We start from the raw sequence: 16,346 nt of genomic DNA on the forward strand, positions 1-16,346 counted from the left end.
AGCATTAGAAAATTAATGCCGGGCATTCAATATTCCACGATTAGAAGTTGTAGATCAGACCGACGGTGCCGACGTTGGTGTCAAAGCCTTTACTGCCACCGCCATTGACATCGACTTCCGCCCGGTAGTGATCCCAGCCTACGCGCATGGACAGGGTTTTATCATAGTGATATTCCGCCCCCAGGCCATAGGTGGCACCGGTGTGTGTCGCATCGTTATAGGCGCTCAAGCCAGAAGACACTTTGCTTTTTGTGGCAGCGACACCGAGTTTTCCGTAAAAGTCAAAGGACTCATTGAGCGGTATGCTACCCACCGCGGTCAGGCTGAGTGCATCGGCCTTGGCGCTGCCACTGACGTTGTCGGTCACTTTGCCGATGCCGGTATATTGGCCTTCTACGGCAATATACTGATTGAATCGATAGCCGCCGACGACGCCAGCAATCGCCTGGTTGTCCTTGTCCACGCCATTGGGCGTGCTAAGGTTGTTGTTGGCGACACCGACATTAAAGCCGGCATAAAAGCCTTCGGCATGCCCCAGCAACGGGGCTGCCAGCAATAGGCTGCTGACCAAAAGATTGAAAACAGATTGACGCATCAGTGCTTCTCCAAGTGATGTTGTTTCAAATACGGTTATTTCAGTTTGCTTTGTGCCAGGCGCAGACCTTCTTCAATTTCCTGCTTGCGGCCAGCATCGGCATCTTCACGGCCAGGGCGGGCAGGGGCTTGCAGGGCTTTCTGGTAGTAGGTGACAGCCTGGCTGTAATCGCCCTGGGCGCGCAAAAAGTCCGCATAGAAGTAATTACTGTCTATGCCAGTCGGATTCAGTTGCAAGGCTTTTTCGAGGTACTCGCGGCCTTTTTTCTTGTCACCAAAGCCAATCGGCCAGCCTGGGACGCGGAAATAGAGTGAGCCCAGTGTGGTATAAGCAGAGCCATGCAGGGCTTGTGGATTGGTTTTGATGCTGGCCAGCAACAGGTCGCGGGCTTGTTCAGCGGCTTTTAATGCACTCAGGGGTTGCAGCGGCCCCATGCTTTTTGCATAACCACTTAACACAATGGCTTCCCAGATCATGGCCTCATTGGCCTCTGGATGCTGGGTTGTGAGATGGTGGGCCTGCTCGGACAACGACTTGAAAGCGGCTTCTTGTTGATCTTTGCTTGTTTGGTAGGTCGCTTTTGCCCAGGCATGTTGCAGGGTGGCCAGGTCGTTGTCTAACATTTCATCAGCAAAAGCAGCACTGGTCAGCAATGCCAGGCAGGTATAAATCATCCAGCGTTTCACAATCACTCCTCGTATCTATCGTTTGAATTAGCTTAGGGTTACTGCCCATCATTTTGCAAAAACGATGCCAAGCCAGCCCTATCCGCGCGCCGGATCGAATGCGTATAGAAATCAAGCAGTTGCTGTTTGGGCCCTAAAAGCTTGAAAGCTGGGTGTAAGCTTGGGCGCGCGAACTCTGCTTTTTTTGCAGGATGGTGACGCGTGACACTGCAAAAAATGCATGCTAAGGTCTGCTTTACTAGTCTATTAAGCCATCACATATGACCCTGTTTCCACAGCCGCGCGCGTTTGAAGCCTTATCCCAGCATTATGGGGAGCGCTACAAGTGGATGGTGCTATTGATCATTGGGCTGGGCACGATAGCGGGGGTGTTATGCACTTCGAGCTTTAATGTGGCGGTGCCCGCCTTAACGCGGACATTTCATTTGGGCCAGGATCATGTGCAATGGGCGATGACGGCCTTTTTGGCAGCCATGACCATAGGCATGCTGCCTGCCGCCTGGTGGCTGCAACGGTTTGGGTTGCGGCGTGTGTTTATGTTTACCTTATGGCTGCTGGTGGTGGCCAGTGTGGCGGGCTTTTATGCACACAGTTTTGTGCAGGTGGTCATCGCGCGGTTATTGCAGGGCCTGGCGGCGGGGGTGTTGCAACCGCTGGGGGTGATGGCGCTGATGCGCCTATTTCCGCCCGATATTCAAGGCCGCGCTTCAGGGATACTGATTGTCGGCATTGCGTTTACGCCCGCCATTGCACCTTCTATCAGCGGCTGGTTGCTGGACCAGTTTGGCTGGGAGGCGATTTTTCTGCTCGGCGTACCGTTTGCGCTGATGGCGCTGGTGTTTGCCTGGTGGTACTTGCCTGCCCCTCGTCAGCAAACGGTTAATGCTTTCGACTGGGCTGGGTTGGGCTGGCTGTCAGCGGCCACCATTGGCTTGATTGAGTTTGTCTCCAGTTTGCATCACAGTGGGTTGCTGGCACCGTGGACCTTGGGGCAAGCCTTGCTCGCTGTGGGGTCGCTGTGGTGTTATGTGCGGCATGCGCAGCAGCTACCGCACGCCATCATACAACTGCACCTGTTTCAGCGGCCCACTTTTAGCCGCGGTACGGTAGTGGCCTTTGCCTACGGGTTTGGTCTGTATGCCTCGACTTACCTGATCCCGGTATTCTTGCAAACGGCCATGGCGTTTTCGGCCACCGAGGCGGGCATGTTGCTGTTACCTTCTGGCATTGCATTGGTGTTGACGATCCCGATCGCTGGCCGGATGGCAGATCAACTGTCGCCACGCCGGATAACGCTGGCTGGCCTGGCAATATTCGGTGCGTCTTTTATCGTGTTTGCGGTGGCGGCTGACGAGGTGTTGTACTGGCAAATTGTCGCGGCGACCATTGTGGGCCGTATCGGCCTCGGGTTGATTTTGCCCGCATTAAACCTGGCCACCTTGCATGAAATGGAGCCGCAGCATTTAGGCCAGTCTTCGGTGGTGGTCAGTTATGCCCGCCAGTTAGGAGGCGTGGTAGGGGTGGCCATCATGGCCGTGTTTATGGAGTGGCGGGAGCGTATTTATGGGATGCATGCGCCTGGTATTTTCGAGGCCTATGCCCAAGGCTTTTTGCTGTTATCTGCAGTCATTGTGCTGGCTATCATGGTGGCGCTGGGCATGCAGGACCGCAAGCGCTAACGATGATGGGCGGCTGTCATGCGGGGATCCATTCATGACAGCCAGGTCTATCGTTTTCTAAAGCCTTATTTTTCCACAAAGGCTTTTTCAATCACGTAGTCACCCAGTTCGCCAATGCGTGGCGAAACTTTGAAACCGCGTTTGTCCAGCATGGCCGCTGTATCGACCAGCATGGCCGGGCTACCGCAGATCATGGCGCGATCTGTTTCCGGATTCAATGGCGGCAGGCCGATATCAGTAAACAGTTTGCCATTTTCCACCAGGTCAGTCAGGCGCCCCATGTTTTTAAATGGCTCACGGGTGACGGTAGGGTAGTAGATCAGCTTATTGCGTACTTCTTCGCCAAAAAATTCGTTATTCGGTAATTCTTTGGTGATGAAGTCTTCGTAGGCCAGCTCGTTCACGTAACGCACACCGTGAATCAGGATGACTTTTTCAAAGCGGTCATACACTTCGATGTCCTGGATCAGGCTCATGAACGGTGCCAGGCCGGTGCCGGTAGAGAAGAAATACAGGTTTTTACCTGGCTTGAGGTCTGAGGTAATCAGCGTGCCGGTTGGCTTGCGGCTCACCAGCAGCGGGTCACCCACTTTCAGGTGTTGCAGGCGTGAGGTCAGCGGGCCGTTCGGCACCTTGATGCTGAAAAACTCCAGATGTTCTTCGTAGTTCGGGCTGGCGATACTGTAAGCACGGGTCAATGGCAGGCCATCAACTTCGAGGCCGATCATGACAAACTGGCCGTTTTCAAAGCGCAGGCCTGGGTCACGCGTAGTTTTAAAACTGAACAGCGTGTCGTTCCAGTGATGTACGCTCAACACCGTTTCGGTGGAATATTTTTTACTCATGAGATGAACAGGTTTCTGAATTCAAAAGGTTAATTGGTAAACACTTAATTATAACGCAGCCGTCAATTGCGGCACGGCTTCAAATAAATCTGCCACCAGGCCGTAGTCGGCAATCTTGAAGATTTGCGCTTCTGGATCCTGATTGATGGCGACCACGACTTTACTGTCTTTCATGCCATAGGCATGCTGGATGGCGCCGGAAATACCAACGGCGATATACAGCTCAGGCGCAACCACTACACCGGTTTGGCCCACTTGCAGGTCGTTGGGGGCATAGCCCGAATCAACTGCGGCGCGGCTGGCACCAATGGCGGCATGCAGTTTGTCTGCCAGCGGGGCCAGCACGTCTTTAAATGCATCCGCACTGCCCAGCGCACGGCCACCAGATACCACCACTTTAGCGGCGGCCAATGGGGGGCGCTCGGATTTGTTAAAGGCTTCTGCCACCCAGCGGCTGCCTTCTGGTGCAGCTGGCGCAGTCACTGATTGAATGGCTGCATTGGCGCCCGTTGCAGCGGCAGAAAACTTGCTGGCGCGCACGGTAAGCACTTGTTTGGCATCACTGCTTTGCACCGTTGCCAGCACGTTACCGGCGTAAATGCCACGCACATAGGTGTTGCTATTGACGATCTCAAGTACGTCAGACAGCATGTTGACGTCCAGCAAGGCGGCCACGCGCGGCAACACATTTTTGCTAAAAGCGCTGTGTGCAGCCAGCACCACGCTGTAATTGGCTGCCAGTGGCACAATCAGCGCAGCCAGGTGTTCTGCTGTCGGGTGTTGCAAGCCGGCCTCTGTTGCGACCAGCACATTGCTGACCCCTTGCAGCGCGGCCGCTTGTGCAGCCAGGCTGTCAGCCTGGGCGGCTGCAATCAACACATCCACCGGTTGCTGCCAGTGTTGCGCCGCAGTCACGGCGCGTGCCACTTGTTCGTTTAAATGTTGGCCGTCATGTTCGGCAATAATCAATGTTCTCATGGCAGCAGTCCCTCGTGCGTACGCAGTTTGCTCAATAATTCAGTCACGTCTTTTACCATCACACCGGCAGGGCGCTCTGGCGGGGCAGCCACTTTCAATTGCTGCACGCTATGCGTGAGTGACAGGTTGAGCGAATCGAGCGGAAGCGTCTCAATCGGTTTTTTTCTTGCCATCATGAGGTTAGGCAATTTGACGTAGCGCGGCTCGTTCAGGCGCAGGTCGGCAGTAATGACCGCTGGCAGGCTCACGGACAAGGTTTGTGTGCCGCCATCAATCTCGCGCACCACGCTGGCCTGATTGTCGGCGATGGTGATTTGCGAGGCATAAGTGGCTTGTGGCAGGTTGAGTAACGCCGCCAACATTTGGCCAGTCTGGCCGGCATCATCATCAATCGCCTGTTTGCCGAGCAGGATCAGGGAAGGTTGTTCACGCTCGACCACCGCTTTGAGCACCTTGGCGACGGCCAGCGGGGCCAGGCTGTTCGCTGTTTCAACCAGCGTCACACGATCCACGCCCATGGCCAGGGCATGGCGCAAGATATCCTGGTGCGTCGCGGCACCAATGGTGACGGCGACGATTTCTGTGACGATGCCTTTTTCTTTGAGTCGGATGGCTTCTTCAATGGCGTTTTCATCAAATGGATTGATACCCATTTTCACGCCCTCAATGTCCACATCCGAACCATCCGCCTTGACGCGGACTTGAATGTTATAATCAACGACCCGTTTGATCGCTACCAATGCTTTCATAAAACGTTTGCCTTTGTTGGGGGTATTTACTCGTAACCGGGCATTTTAAGCCAGCTTGTAATATTTATTAAATTGATTATTATAATATTATATATCTATTCTGTAGATTGATTTTGACGCGGCGCAAATCCCTGCCAAACAACCCCTTCCATGAAATATACGCTCAGGCAACTGGAAATTTTTGTCGCCATCAGCCGCACCGGTAGTGTGTCGCGTGCCTGCGACCAGTTGGCCTTGTCGCAATCTGCAGCCAGTACCGCCCTGATTGAACTGGAAAAGCAATTTGATATCCAGTTGTTTGACCGGGTAGGCAAGTCTTTGCGTATTAATGAAGCAGGTCAGCAATTATTGCCCAAGGCAGTAGAGTTGCTGGACCGGGCGCGTGAAATTGAGCGCATGCTGCAAGGGCAACAGGGCTATGGCAACCTCAAGATCGGCGCGACTCTGACCGTGGGTAATTATCTGGTCACCTTGCTGGTGGCCAAATTCTTGCAGCAGTATCCGCAAAGCCACATTCAGTTGCAGGTACAGAATACGCGGACCATCGTCGAGCAGATTGCCAACCACACCCTGGATTTGGGTATGATAGAAGGCGAGTGCAATCATCCCGATATTGCAGTCGCCCCATGGATTGCGGATGAGCTGGTGATTTTTGCTGCCCCGACCCATCCGCTGGCGCAATGGGCCCAAACCGGCAAACCCATCCACAAATCGGATTTATTGCTGCAGCCCTGGATCGTCCGCGAAAAAGGCTCAGGCACGCGCGAGACCTTTGACCGCGCTTTTAAACAGGATTATTCAAAACTCAATATTACGCTGGAGCTGGAACATACCGAGGCGATCAAACGCGCGGTAGAGTCTGGCCTCGGCATAGGCTGTATTTCGCGGTTGGCCCTCAAGGATGCATTCAGGCGTGGCAGCCTGGTGCCGATTGAGAACCACGGCTTGCAATTTCACCGCAATTTTTATTTTTTATGGCACAGGCAAAAATACCAGACCGGTGGCATTCGACAGTTTCTGGCGTTCTGCCAGGCGTTTACCCAAGGGGCAACGCGTAGCGACCTGATCGATATCCCGGCCATTGCCTGACGAAGGAGCAAAGATGGAAAGAGATGTCATGGAGTATGATGTGTTGGTCGTGGGCGCAGGCCCGGCGGGCTTGTCCGCAGCCATCCGGCTCAAACAACTGGCGCAGTCACAAGGCCAGGAGCTGGGCGTGTGTGTCCTGGAAAAAGGCGCCGAAGTCGGCAGCCATATTTTCTCTGGTGCCGTGCTGGACCCGAAAGCCCTGCAGGAGTTGTTCCCTGACTGGCAGGCCTTGGGCGCGCCGCTCAATACCGCCGTCGATAAAGATACCTTTGTGGTGCTGGGTGAAGAAAATGCCTGGGCCATGCCGGAATGGTCATTGCCGCCCTTGATGCGCAACCACGGCAATTACATCATCAGCCTGGGCGAAGTCTGTCGCTGGCTGGCTGGCAAGGCTGAAGAACTGGGCGTAGAAATTTATACCGGCTTCTCTGCGCAAGTGCCAAGCTATGATGAGCAAGGCCGCATGATAGGCATCATCACCGGCGATATGGGCCTGGACAAACAAGGCAACCCGACCGCCAACTACACCCCTGGCATTGAAATCCGCGCTAAATACACACTGGTGGCTGAAGGAACGCGTGGCTCCCTGACCAAGCAGCTCGAGGCCCGTTATGGCTTGCGGGCAACGTCCAGCCCAGCCAAATACGGCATCGGCTTTAAAGAGGTTTGGCGCGTGAAGCCCGAGCTGCACCAGAAAGGCCTGATTGAACATACCTTGGGCTGGCCATTGGATGCCAGCACCGGTGGCGGGGGCTTTATTTATCACCATGGCGAAAACCTGGTGTCCGTCGGCTATGTGGTGCACCTGGATTACCGTAATCCCTATTTATCGCCCTTTGATGTATTCCAGACGTACAAGACACATGCCAAGCTCAAAGCCTTGCTGCAAGACGGTAAGCGCTTAAGCTATGGCGCACGTGCCATTTCAGAAGGCGGTATCCAATCATTGCCTGAGATGGCTTTTCCAGGGGGGGCCTTACTGGGTTGCAGTGCAGGCCTGGTCAATGTGCCTAAAATCAAGGGTACCCATTACGCCATGAAGTCCGGCATGCTGGCGGCTGAAGCCGTGTTCGAAGCCATGGCACAAGGCAGCCCTGAAATATTGAGCGCTTATCCGCAAAAACTGCGCGCCTCCTGGGTCTGGCAAGAATTGTCTGCAGTGCGTAACGTTAAACCTTATTTATCACGTTTTGGTACCTGGGGTGGCACCGTGCTGGGTGGCATAGAAATGTGGCTCTCCAGTTGGGGGGCAACCTTGCCGTGGACACTGAAACATAGCCGGGCCGATCATGAAACCCTGGCCGAAGCAGCCACCAGCCGCCCGCCCGTGTATGCCAAACCGGATGGCGTGTTGATTTTTGATAAACTGAGTTCAGTCAGCTTGTGCAATATTTCGCATGACCATCAACAGCCTTGCCATTTGAAACTCGGCGTGGCGGATAGACCTGAGCGGGTCAATTTGCCGAAATATGCCGGGCCGGAGCAGCGCTATTGCCCGGCTGGGGTGTATGAGTTTGTCGAGCAGGCCGGTGAAAAGACCTTGCAGATTAATGCGCAGAATTGCATTCATTGCAAAACTTGCGATATTAAAGACCCAACGCAGAATATTAATTGGGTACCGCCGGAAGGGGGCAGTGGGCCGAATTATGTTTCGCAGTAATTAAGCGAGCTAGCTTACCTGAATGGTTCCTTGGATGGCTTATACGAGATGAAGTGGGGTAGGGGTAACTCATCTAGTAACTGTTCTTTTCGCCTCTCGGCGAGTTACTTTCTGTTGCTTGCCCCACAGAAAGTAACCAAAGAAGAGGGCACCCAGCCATCACGGCCTAACGGCTGCCTTGCGTTGCTCAACAAAGTAAGCGGTCACGAAACTCGCCCTAGCAGCTTGCACACACCGCAAGCTGCTGCGGAGCTCAGACAGTCGCTCCCTTCTTCCTTACTTTGTCTCCGCTACTCAGCGCGATGGAATGGGATTTATCTCACCAAACTCGCATCGTTGAAGTTTGGACCGTTGAAAAGCACCAATTATTTCATTTATTCCATAAATGCTTGCGGTCGCATGGTGTTCGGGGTCCCCATCTGCCGCGCCGAGCAACGCAGGGTTGGCGGGAGTACTCGGCCATCGGCTGTCCGAGTTCCGCAGTGGCTTGCGTCTTGTGCAAGCCGCCAGGGCGAGTTTCGATGGCCGCCCGGCAAGCCGAGTAGCGCAGGGAATAAGCGGAAGCTGGGGTGCACTTTCTTTTGGTTACTTTATCTTTGTGCAAGCAAAGAAAAGTCACTCGCCGAGGGGCGAAATGAATGATTCATCCATCTTGGCTGTACTCAAGAGAGACACTAAATCGTAACTAACCAAACGCTACTGAGTCCAGGAAAAAATTTAATTATTCACGGAAGGGCTGTGTCAGGATCTGGAGCTATTAACTAAGTGAGGGATATTGCTATTTCTTCTGCGTCAGCGCAATAAATGCGGCAATCCACCCAATCGCAGTAGTACACAACAAGATCAGCCCACCCACGTGAACCAGGTGGAAAGCTAACTGGAAATGGCTTTGATAGTTATTGGCCAGCAATTGCACCGGTTGGCGCAGGTTCCAGACAATGGCAAACAACAACACGACGGCAATCAACCCACCGCCTAAGCCATAAGCGCCGCCCATGTATAAAAACGGGCGGCGGATAAAACTGTGCGTGGCGCCAATCAGGCGGCTGACTTCAATCTCGGCTTCATGGGTGAGCACTTGCATGCGCACGGTATTGCTGATGACGGTAATCATGGCAATGCCAAGCAGGCTGGCAAAAATGAAGGCAATACGTTTGCCTAGCAACAGCATAGAATGCAGCCGCTCAATCCACACGCTATCAATGACAATTTCATCGACCTCGGGCCGGGTTTGCAGCATGGTTTGTACCGGTTTGACGGTGGCGGGCTGCGTGTCACTCAGGGTAATAAATACAGCATCGGGCAATGGGTTTTGTGGTAAATCCACCAGCAGGTCTTTTTGGGAAAACTGTTGGGACAATTGCTGAATGGCGTCTTCTTTGGAGACGTACCGGACCTCTTTGACCTGCGGCAGGCTTTGCGTGTCGTTGATCAGGCGCTGAATCAGGTTGCTGGGTGTTGCTGGTTTGAAAAAGACGCTGATTTGCGCATCCTGCTTGATGGCGCCTGACATGTCCTGCAAATTGTCCAGCGCGACAAATAGCAAGCCGGGCAGTGTGACCGTAATGCCAATCACCATGCAGATGATCAGGGTGTTGAGCCAGTGATTTTTTAAACGCTGCAAGACCAGGTCTAAAGCCAGTGTGTGTTGGTTAAGCCAGTTTTTCATGCACTTGTTCTCATAACATGGCCGTTTGCGCAGGCAGGGTGCTAATGGTTTGGTGGTCGATATGCAGCGTCCGGTAGGCGATGCTGCTGACTTGGGCGACATCGTGCATGGCAATCACCACGGTCACGCCCACTTCATTAAAGGCTTTGAGTAGCTGCATGATTTCAAGCGACGCCGCTTGATCGAGGCCGCCAGTCGGTTCATCGGCAATCACAATGGAGGGGCGGCTCACCACGGCGCGCGCAATGGCCAGCCTTTGTTGCTCGCCGCCGGACAAGGTGATGGGCATGGCTTTTTCTTTATTGAGCAGGCCGACTTTGTCCAGTGCGGCCCGCACGCGGCGAGCAGCCTCTTCGCCAGTGATGCCCTGAATGCTGAGTGGCAAGGCCACGTTGTCAAAGCTGTTGCGGTCGTACAGCAGCTTGTGGTCTTGAAACACCAGGCCAAAGCGGCGGCGCAAATAGGGCACGGCATTCGGATGCAGTTTGCCGATATCCTGCTGGCTAATCAGAATTTGGCCGCTAGAGGGCGCTTCAATGCCCGCCATCAATTTGAGCAGCGTGCTTTTGCCCGCTCCAGAGTGGCCGGTGACGAGCACGAAGTCACCTTTGTCTATATTGAAGCTGACTTGGCGGAACAGGTGTGCGCTATTGGGGTAGCGCATGCTGACGTTTTTAAACACAATCATGGCTAGTCATCAATCAAGGCGTCGATAAAGTCATGGGCGTTGAACGGGCGCAGGTCATCTATGCTTTCGCCCACCCCTACAAAACGCACCGGGATTTTGCGTGCCGATTGCTGGCTTAAGTGCGCAATGGCGGCGATGACGCCGCCTTTGGCGGTGCCATCAAGCTTGGTTAAAGCGAGGCCAGTCACCCCCAGCGCATCATTAAAAGCTTTTAACTGGTTGACCGCGTTCTGGCCGGTGTTGGCATCCAGCACCAGCAAAATTTCGTGTGGCGCACCAGGGAGCGCTTTGTCGATGACGCGTTGTACCTTTTTAATTTCATCCATCAAATGCAATTGCGTGGGCAAGCGGCCAGCGGTGTCGGCGATGACCACGTCGATTTTTCTGGCTATGGCCGAATTGACTGCATCGTAAATCACCGCCGCCGGATCGCCGCTTTCGGAGGCGATCACATGCACATCATTACGCTCGCCCCACACTTGCAATTGTTCCCGGGCAGCGGCCCTAAAGGTATCGCCTGCGGCAATCAGCACGCTTTTGCCCTGGGCCTGCAAATACTTGGCCAGTTTGCCAATAGTGGTGGTTTTGCCAGCGCCATTGACGCCGACCATCATCATGACGAATGGTTGGTGGTCATTGACGTTTAGCTGTGCTTGCAAGGGTGTCAGCAATTCAAGCAACGTGTCTTTCAGTGCTTGTTTGAGCGCAATGGTGTCTTGCAAGTCATGCTTTTTAACACGGCTACGCAGTTGTTCGAGCAGGTGCTGGGTGGCACTGACGCCAACATCCGAGGTCAGCAGGATAGTTTCGAGTTCTTCATAAATGTCTTCATCAATTTTGCCGCCACCGAATAAGGCGCTTAATTGCCCGCCGAGGTGTTGGCGGGTTTTAGCCAGCCCATTTTTGAGACGCTGCGTCCAGCTCAGGCTGGACGGTTCAGGTTGCGCAGGCGTCGCTGGCTCGGATTTTTTGGCGAATGGATTAAACATGGCAATTCAAAACTCTGTAATATGACTATTTTAAGCCGAATCGGCGTTTACCGCCACGGCAAGCTTGTGAGAACTTAGTCTGCATGGCATGAGTCACACGCTTGGCTGGCAAGGGCTAGCTTTACTCTCATCATTCATTAAGTCAGTTATGAAAACATCCAACCCTTTTGCAAAGCACCCCTGGTCTGCCCTGTGTCTGGCGATGCTGGTCAGTAGTTTTACACTGCCAGCGCAGGCGGAGATTGCACAGAAAACCCTCAAGAATGGGCTCAAGGTGATTGTACAGGAAGACCATAGAGCGCCCGTGGTCGTCTCGCAAGTCTGGTATCGCGCTGGTTCGCTGGATGAAGTGAATGGCAAGACGGGCGTCGCCCATGTGCTTGAACACATGATGTTCAAAGGCACGAAAAAAGTACCGGCTGGCCAGTTTTCACGGCAGATTGCTGCTGCGGGTGGCAAGGAAAATGCCTTTACCAGCAAGGACTACACCTGTTATTTTCAGCAGCTGGAAAAATCGCGCTTGCCACTGGCGTTTACGCTGGAGGCGGACCGCATGGCTAATTTGCAGATTACCGATGCCGAGTTTGCCAAAGAGATCGAGGTGGTGAAAGAAGAGCGCCGCTGGCGCACTGAAGATAAGCCACAATCACGTGTCAATGAGCAGTTCGAGTCCTCGGTCTACCGCGCTCATCCTTATGGCCGCCCGGTTGTAGGGTTTATGAATGACCTCGAAAACATGACTGCGGACGATGCGCGCGAGTGGTACCGCACTTGGTATGCGCCGAATAATGCCACAGTGGTGGTGGTAGGCGATGTGAAGGCCGACGAAGTGTTTGCGCTGGCAGAAAAAAACTTTGGCAAACTTGCCGCCAAGCCTTTGCCTGTCCGTAAACCGCAAGTGGAGCCGGTGCAAATTGGTGAGCGGCGCGCCATCGTCAAGGCGCCTGCCAAGTTGCCTTATTTTGTGATGGGCTTTCATGCCCCCGCACTCAAAAATGCCACGGCCTATAGCGAGCAGGATTGGGAGCCTTATGCACTTGAGGTCTTGTCCAGTATCCTCAGTGGCAATGATGCCTCACGCCTCAACCAGAAACTGGTGCGTGAGCAAGCCGTGGCGCTTGAAATAGACACTGGCTACGACAGTACCAACCGCGGCCAGGCCTCAACCTTTGAGGTGGCGGCTTCGCCAAGCGAAGGCGTTTCGCAGGAGGCTTTGATTAAAGCGATCTGGGCACAAATTGATGAGGTTAAAAATAACGGCGTCACCCCTGCCGAATTACATCGTGTGAAGGCGGCCGTCATCGCGGCGGATGTGTATAAACGCGACTCCATGTTTTATCAGGCCATGCAGATTGGTCAGCTGGAGACCCTGTTCTATCCCTTGTCACTTCTGCAAACCAATGCTGCCCGCGTGCAAGCGGTAACCTCAGAACAGATACAGGCGGTGGCCAAAAAATATCTGGTCGCCGATCAAATGACGCTGGTCAGCCTTGATCCGCAACCCATGGATCCTAACCAGAAACCCGCCGGCCGGCCGCATCAACATTAATCCGTTCATCGAACGTTGAATTTGGAAATTTCATGAAAGTCGTCACTTTATTTAAACACCGGGTATTCAATACGGTCTTGTTGATCAGCCTGTTGCAGGGCTATGCCAGCCTGGCGTGCGCCGCGCTGAATATTCAGCACTGGACCACCGCTGAGGGTAGCGAAGTCTATTTCGTTGAAAATCATGCCTTGCCGATGATGGATGTCAGCATCAATTTTCGTGCAGGCAGCGCTTATGACCAGCCAGAAAACAGTGGCGCGGCCGCATTGACCCATCATGTAATGGGCATGGCGGCAGGTGGCCTGGCAGAAGAAACCCTGACTAACCGCTTTGCCGATGTGGGGGCCGTGTTGGGGGGCAGTTTTGATGCAGATCGTGCCAGCTTTAAGTTGCGTACCCTGACCAGCGAACAGCAAGCCGCACTGGACGCGTTTACGCTGGTATTACACCAACCGGATTTTCCTGAAGCCGTCGTGAGCCGGGAGCAAACCCGGATTGTGGCTGCATTACAGGAGGCTGAAACGGAGCCGGATAGCATCGCGCAAAAAACGTTTATGCAGGCGGTGTATGGGATGCACCCTTACAGCCTGGATCAAAACGGTGAAATCAGTACCGTGCCTTCGCTTACGGTAGACCAGTTGCGGCAGTTTTATCAAACCCACTACACGGCAAAGTCTGCGGTGATCGCACTGATGGGGGATTTGACCCCGGACCAGGCCCGGCAAATTGCGCAACGCTTGAGCGCCGGCCTGCCAGCAGGCCCTGCGGTGGCTGATATCCCGGCTGTGCCTGAGCTGGCTGCGCCTAAGCTCAAAAAAATGCCACACCCTGCCGTGCAAGCGCATATTCTGATTGGGCAGCCCGGCAACAAGCGCGGGGATGCTGATTTTTTTGCATTGTATGTGGGTAACTATATTTTGGGCGGCGGCGGTTTTGTGTCGCGCCTGACCGAAGAGGTGCGTGAAAAGCGTGGGCTGGCCTACAGCGTGTATAGCTACTTTTTGCCCATGAGCCAGTTAGGGCCCTTCCAGATCGGGTTGCAAACCAAAAAAGAGCAGAGTGAAGAGGCGCTTAAACTGGTGATGGCGACGGTACAGCAGTTTGTCGACCAAGGGGTGACGGACAAGGAGCTGGCGGCGGCCAAGGATCACCTGATTGGTGGCTTCCCCATGCGCATAGACAGCAACAGCAAGATTTTGGAATACCTGAACATGATTGGTTTTTACAAGTTGCCACTCGATTACCTGGATAGCTTTAATGACAAAGTGGCTGGCGTCACGGTACAACAAGTGAATGATGCCTTTAAGCGCCGCATCCATCCGGAGCGCTTTGCGACCGTGATTGTTGGTGCGGAATAACAAAAAGCCGGCTGCGAGCCGGCTTTTTTGACGGTGTTCGGGTCAGGTCACCTTAAACCAGGCGTTTTTTTCTCGCTAGCCAGTAATATAAAAAAGCACCCAGCAGGTTTAAAAAGAAAATCACCAGAAACCACACCAGCTTGTCTTCGCTTTGATTGGCCAGGCAATCAATTAGCATCCATACCCAAAACAGCGAGAGCGCCAGGGCGATGACACCACCCAGCAGGCCAAAGCCGAATAAAAACTCCATCGTGTACTTCCTTAATAAACGTCTTTGATAATGAATGGAATCATAACACGATGCCCCGTGTGCAATCCCTGTTAAGCGCATGCCATCACTAGGCATGGTGCAAAATCTGGGATAATGCTGTTTTATTTCACTGAATCCACTACCGCTCATGAATCAGGTTCGATTGAATGCCGGCATCTGGCGTAGCCGGGTGCTCAAGTTTCCCGATGCCGAAGGCTTACGCCCTACGCCAGACCGCGTTCGGCAAACCTTGTTTAACTGGCTGGGCCAGGACTTGACCGGCAAAACCTGCCTGGATTTGTTTGCTGGCACCGGTGCGCTGGGGTTTGAGGCGCTGTCCCGTAATGCCAAAGCAGTGACCATGCTTGAGCTAGCCAAAGCGCCTTACACTGCCTTGTGCCAGAACCAGCGCCTGCTGGATGCCCGCCAGGCCCGCATCCAGCAAATGGATGCCAGAACTTTCCTGACCAGCAATCAGCAGCTGTTTGACGTGATTTTTTGTGATCCGCCTTACCGCCAGGACTGGCTGGCGCAATTGCTGCCCATGCTGCCCAGGCATTTGGCCCCTGCAGGCTGGTTATATGTGGAAGCCGAATATGCGTTAAAATCCGATGCATGTTGGCAAGTGGTCAAGTCCGGCAAAGCGGGTCAGGTGTATTTTCATCTGCTGCAAGCGGTGACAGCCGAAGCGGCTGCTGGCACGGATTGAGATGCTGAAGTCAGCCGCAGCCAGCATAGGATATCCAGCATACGATATAACGATCATTACGGAATCAAACGATGAGTAAAACCAGAATTGCCGTTTATCCAGGCACCTTTGACCCCATCACCCTGGGGCATGAGGATATTGTGCGCAGGGCGGCCAATTTGTTTGATCTGGTGATTGTGGCTGTCGCTGGCAGTACCAGTAAACAAACCTTGTTCAGCCTGCAAGAGCGGGTTGCGCTGGCAGAGTCTGTGTTTTCAGGCGATAACATCCGCGTGGTGGGCTTTGACGGCTTGCTAATGCAGTTTGTACAGGCGCAAGGCGGGCAGATGGTGATCCGTGGCTTGCGCGCGGCCAGCGATTTTGAGTATGAGTTTCAGCTGGCCGGTATGAACCGCAAGCTTTACCCAAAACTGGAAACTCTGTTTATGACCCCGGCGGAAGAGTTCATGTTTATTTCCTCCAGCCTGGTGCGTGAAGTGGCGCGCCTGGGGGGCGATGTGAACCAGTTTGTCTCACCAGGCGTCGAACGGGCAATCAAGCAAAAACTGGCAATGGCCTGAGCCCTGGCGACCGCTATTGCGATGTAAAGAAAATCATGGCCCTATTTATTACTGATGAATGTATCAACTGCGATGTTTGTGAGCCGGTGTGCCCGAATGAGGCCATCTCGCAAGGCGCAGAAATCTATGAAATCAACCCCGACTTGTGTACCGAGTGCGTCGGTCATTACGATAAGCCGCAGTGTCAGCAAGTTTGCCCGATCAGCTGCATTCCGCTAGACCCGGAGCGGCGCGAAACCAAAGAACAATTGCTGGAAAAATATCAGCGTATTGTGGCTACCAGGGGTTGATAC

17 protein-coding genes are annotated in these 16,346 nt (G+C 53.7%); 8 read left to right on the forward strand and 9 right to left on the reverse strand.

Features of this window, described 5'->3' with window-relative positions; translation table 11 throughout:
- Window positions 1–40 precede the first annotated feature (40 nt).
- Window positions 41–595: an outer membrane protein gene (locus tag ACIDF8_RS03065; RefSeq protein WP_412009144.1), complete on the reverse strand. Its 555-nt coding sequence runs from the start codon at window positions 593–595 to the stop codon at window positions 41–43.
- A gap of 35 nt (window positions 596–630) precedes the next feature.
- Entirely contained in the window at window positions 631–1,281 is a 651-nt protein-coding gene (locus ACIDF8_RS03070) for a hypothetical protein (protein ID WP_412009145.1), read from the reverse strand.
- 260 nt (window positions 1,282–1,541) lie between these two features.
- On the opposite strand from ACIDF8_RS03070, the gene ACIDF8_RS03075 reads away from it, so the two are divergent.
- Window positions 1,542–2,960: a DHA2 family efflux MFS transporter permease subunit gene (locus ACIDF8_RS03075; RefSeq protein WP_412009146.1), complete on the forward strand. Its 1,419-nt coding sequence runs from the start codon at window positions 1,542–1,544 to the stop codon at window positions 2,958–2,960.
- 65 nt (window positions 2,961–3,025) lie between these two features.
- Here the strand turns inward: ACIDF8_RS03075 and ACIDF8_RS03080 are convergent, their stop codons facing one another.
- The 3 genes from ACIDF8_RS03080 to ACIDF8_RS03090 are packed head-to-tail and all read right to left on the reverse strand — an operon-like array spanning window position 3,026 to window position 5,532.
- Window positions 3,026–3,805 (reverse strand): ferredoxin--NADP reductase, encoded by a 780-nt coding sequence (locus tag ACIDF8_RS03080; RefSeq protein ID WP_313986601.1) that lies wholly within the window; start codon window positions 3,803–3,805, stop codon window positions 3,026–3,028.
- Window positions 3,806–3,853: 48 nt separating this feature from the next.
- Window positions 3,854–4,783: an FAD-binding protein gene (locus ACIDF8_RS03085; protein ID WP_412009147.1), complete on the reverse strand. Its 930-nt coding sequence runs from the start codon at window positions 4,781–4,783 to the stop codon at window positions 3,854–3,856.
- Entirely contained in the window at window positions 4,780–5,532 is a 753-nt protein-coding gene (locus tag ACIDF8_RS03090; RefSeq protein ID WP_412009148.1) for an electron transfer flavoprotein subunit beta/FixA family protein, read from the reverse strand. The genes ACIDF8_RS03085 and ACIDF8_RS03090 overlap by 4 nt, the downstream gene beginning before the upstream one ends.
- A 150-nt stretch (window positions 5,533–5,682) precedes the next feature.
- Here ACIDF8_RS03090 and ACIDF8_RS03095 point away from each other — a divergent pair, with 150 nt between their 5' ends.
- Together ACIDF8_RS03095 and ACIDF8_RS03100 are read left to right on the forward strand one after the other, a co-directional pair.
- Entirely contained in the window at window positions 5,683–6,621 is a 939-nt protein-coding gene (locus ACIDF8_RS03095) for a LysR family transcriptional regulator (RefSeq protein WP_412009149.1), read from the forward strand.
- Between the two features lie 13 nt (window positions 6,622–6,634).
- A complete protein-coding gene (locus ACIDF8_RS03100; RefSeq protein WP_412009150.1) occupies window positions 6,635–8,281 on the forward strand; it encodes an electron transfer flavoprotein-ubiquinone oxidoreductase in 1,647 nt (548 codons plus the stop codon).
- Between the two features lie 778 nt (window positions 8,282–9,059).
- Here the strand turns inward: ACIDF8_RS03100 and ftsX are convergent.
- From ftsX to ftsY, 3 genes are read right to left on the reverse strand one after another with little or no spacing between them, the layout of a single operon-like run.
- The gene (gene ftsX / locus ACIDF8_RS03105; protein WP_412009151.1) at window positions 9,060–9,950 is read right to left on the reverse strand and encodes a permease-like cell division protein FtsX; all 891 of its coding nucleotides are present in this window, start codon (window positions 9,948–9,950) and stop codon (window positions 9,060–9,062) included.
- A 10-nt stretch (window positions 9,951–9,960) separates the two neighbouring features.
- Complete coding sequence (gene ftsE / locus ACIDF8_RS03110; RefSeq protein ID WP_412009152.1) at window positions 9,961–10,638, reverse strand: cell division ATP-binding protein FtsE; 678 nt, start codon at window positions 10,636–10,638, stop codon at window positions 9,961–9,963.
- 2 nt (window positions 10,639–10,640) lie between these two features.
- On the reverse strand, window positions 10,641–11,627 hold the full coding sequence (gene ftsY, locus ACIDF8_RS03115) for a signal recognition particle-docking protein FtsY (protein WP_412009153.1): 987 nt from the start codon (window positions 11,625–11,627) through the stop codon (window positions 10,641–10,643).
- Window positions 11,628–11,775: 148 nt separating this feature from the next.
- Here ftsY and ACIDF8_RS03120 point away from each other — a divergent pair, with 148 nt between their 5' ends.
- Window positions 11,776–13,176, forward strand: a complete 1,401-nt coding sequence (locus tag ACIDF8_RS03120) for a M16 family metallopeptidase (RefSeq protein ID WP_412009154.1) — start codon at window positions 11,776–11,778, stop codon at window positions 13,174–13,176.
- Between the two features lie 32 nt (window positions 13,177–13,208).
- Window positions 13,209–14,534 carry a M16 family metallopeptidase gene (locus ACIDF8_RS03125; RefSeq protein WP_412009155.1) on the forward strand — a complete coding sequence of 442 codons (1,326 nt, stop codon included), beginning with the start codon at window positions 13,209–13,211 and terminating at the stop codon, window positions 14,532–14,534.
- Between the two features lie 52 nt (window positions 14,535–14,586).
- Here ACIDF8_RS03125 and ACIDF8_RS03130 read toward each other — a convergent pair whose 3' ends face one another.
- Entirely contained in the window at window positions 14,587–14,784 is a 198-nt protein-coding gene (locus ACIDF8_RS03130; RefSeq protein ID WP_412009156.1) for a PLDc N-terminal domain-containing protein, read from the reverse strand.
- A gap of 148 nt (window positions 14,785–14,932) precedes the next feature.
- Here ACIDF8_RS03130 and rsmD point away from each other — a divergent pair, with 148 nt between their 5' ends.
- From rsmD to ACIDF8_RS03145, 3 genes are all read left to right on the forward strand, one after another.
- Window positions 14,933–15,493, forward strand: a complete 561-nt coding sequence (rsmD, locus tag ACIDF8_RS03135; RefSeq protein WP_412009157.1) for a 16S rRNA (guanine(966)-N(2))-methyltransferase RsmD — start codon at window positions 14,933–14,935, stop codon at window positions 15,491–15,493.
- Between the two features lie 71 nt (window positions 15,494–15,564).
- Window positions 15,565–16,053: a pantetheine-phosphate adenylyltransferase gene (gene coaD, locus ACIDF8_RS03140; protein ID WP_412009158.1), complete on the forward strand. Its 489-nt coding sequence runs from the start codon at window positions 15,565–15,567 to the stop codon at window positions 16,051–16,053.
- 35 nt (window positions 16,054–16,088) lie between these two features.
- Window positions 16,089–16,343: a YfhL family 4Fe-4S dicluster ferredoxin gene (locus ACIDF8_RS03145; RefSeq protein WP_275356035.1), complete on the forward strand. Its 255-nt coding sequence runs from the start codon at window positions 16,089–16,091 to the stop codon at window positions 16,341–16,343.
- The last annotated feature ends 3 nt before the right edge of the window (window positions 16,344–16,346 follow it).

The organism is Methylophilus sp. 3sh_L (assembly GCF_046766015.1).
Lineage (GTDB): Bacteria > Pseudomonadota > Gammaproteobacteria > Burkholderiales > Methylophilaceae > Methylophilus.

Excerpts from the sequence above, each read along its gene's own strand:
- ACIDF8_RS03095 (WP_412009149.1), top strand. The coding sequence starts at position 5,683 with ATGAAATATACGCTCAGGCAACTGGAAATTTTTGTCGCCATCAGCCGC.
- ACIDF8_RS03125 (WP_412009155.1), top strand. The coding sequence starts at position 13,209 with ATGAAAGTCGTCACTTTATTTAAACACCGGGTATTCAATACGGTCTTG.
- ftsX (WP_412009151.1), bottom strand. The coding sequence starts at position 9,950 with ATGAAAAACTGGCTTAACCAACACACACTGGCTTTAGACCTGGTCTTG.
- coaD (WP_412009158.1), top strand. The coding sequence starts at position 15,565 with ATGAGTAAAACCAGAATTGCCGTTTATCCAGGCACCTTTGACCCCATC.
- ACIDF8_RS03065 (WP_412009144.1), bottom strand. The coding sequence starts at position 595 with ATGCGTCAATCTGTTTTCAATCTTTTGGTCAGCAGCCTATTGCTGGCA.
- ACIDF8_RS03080 (WP_313986601.1), bottom strand. The coding sequence starts at position 3,805 with ATGAGTAAAAAATATTCCACCGAAACGGTGTTGAGCGTACATCACTGG.
- ACIDF8_RS03090 (WP_412009148.1), bottom strand. The coding sequence starts at position 5,532 with ATGAAAGCATTGGTAGCGATCAAACGGGTCGTTGATTATAACATTCAA.
- rsmD (WP_412009157.1), top strand. The coding sequence starts at position 14,933 with ATGAATCAGGTTCGATTGAATGCCGGCATCTGGCGTAGCCGGGTGCTC.
- ACIDF8_RS03085 (WP_412009147.1), bottom strand. The coding sequence starts at position 4,783 with ATGAGAACATTGATTATTGCCGAACATGACGGCCAACATTTAAACGAA.
- ACIDF8_RS03145 (WP_275356035.1), top strand. The coding sequence starts at position 16,089 with ATGGCCCTATTTATTACTGATGAATGTATCAACTGCGATGTTTGTGAG.
- ftsY (WP_412009153.1), bottom strand. The coding sequence starts at position 11,627 with ATGTTTAATCCATTCGCCAAAAAATCCGAGCCAGCGACGCCTGCGCAA.
- ftsE (WP_412009152.1), bottom strand. The coding sequence starts at position 10,638 with ATGATTGTGTTTAAAAACGTCAGCATGCGCTACCCCAATAGCGCACAC.
- ACIDF8_RS03100 (WP_412009150.1), top strand. The coding sequence starts at position 6,635 with ATGGAAAGAGATGTCATGGAGTATGATGTGTTGGTCGTGGGCGCAGGC.
- ACIDF8_RS03130 (WP_412009156.1), bottom strand. The coding sequence starts at position 14,784 with ATGGAGTTTTTATTCGGCTTTGGCCTGCTGGGTGGTGTCATCGCCCTG.
- ACIDF8_RS03120 (WP_412009154.1), top strand. The coding sequence starts at position 11,776 with ATGAAAACATCCAACCCTTTTGCAAAGCACCCCTGGTCTGCCCTGTGT.
- ACIDF8_RS03075 (WP_412009146.1), top strand. The coding sequence starts at position 1,542 with ATGACCCTGTTTCCACAGCCGCGCGCGTTTGAAGCCTTATCCCAGCAT.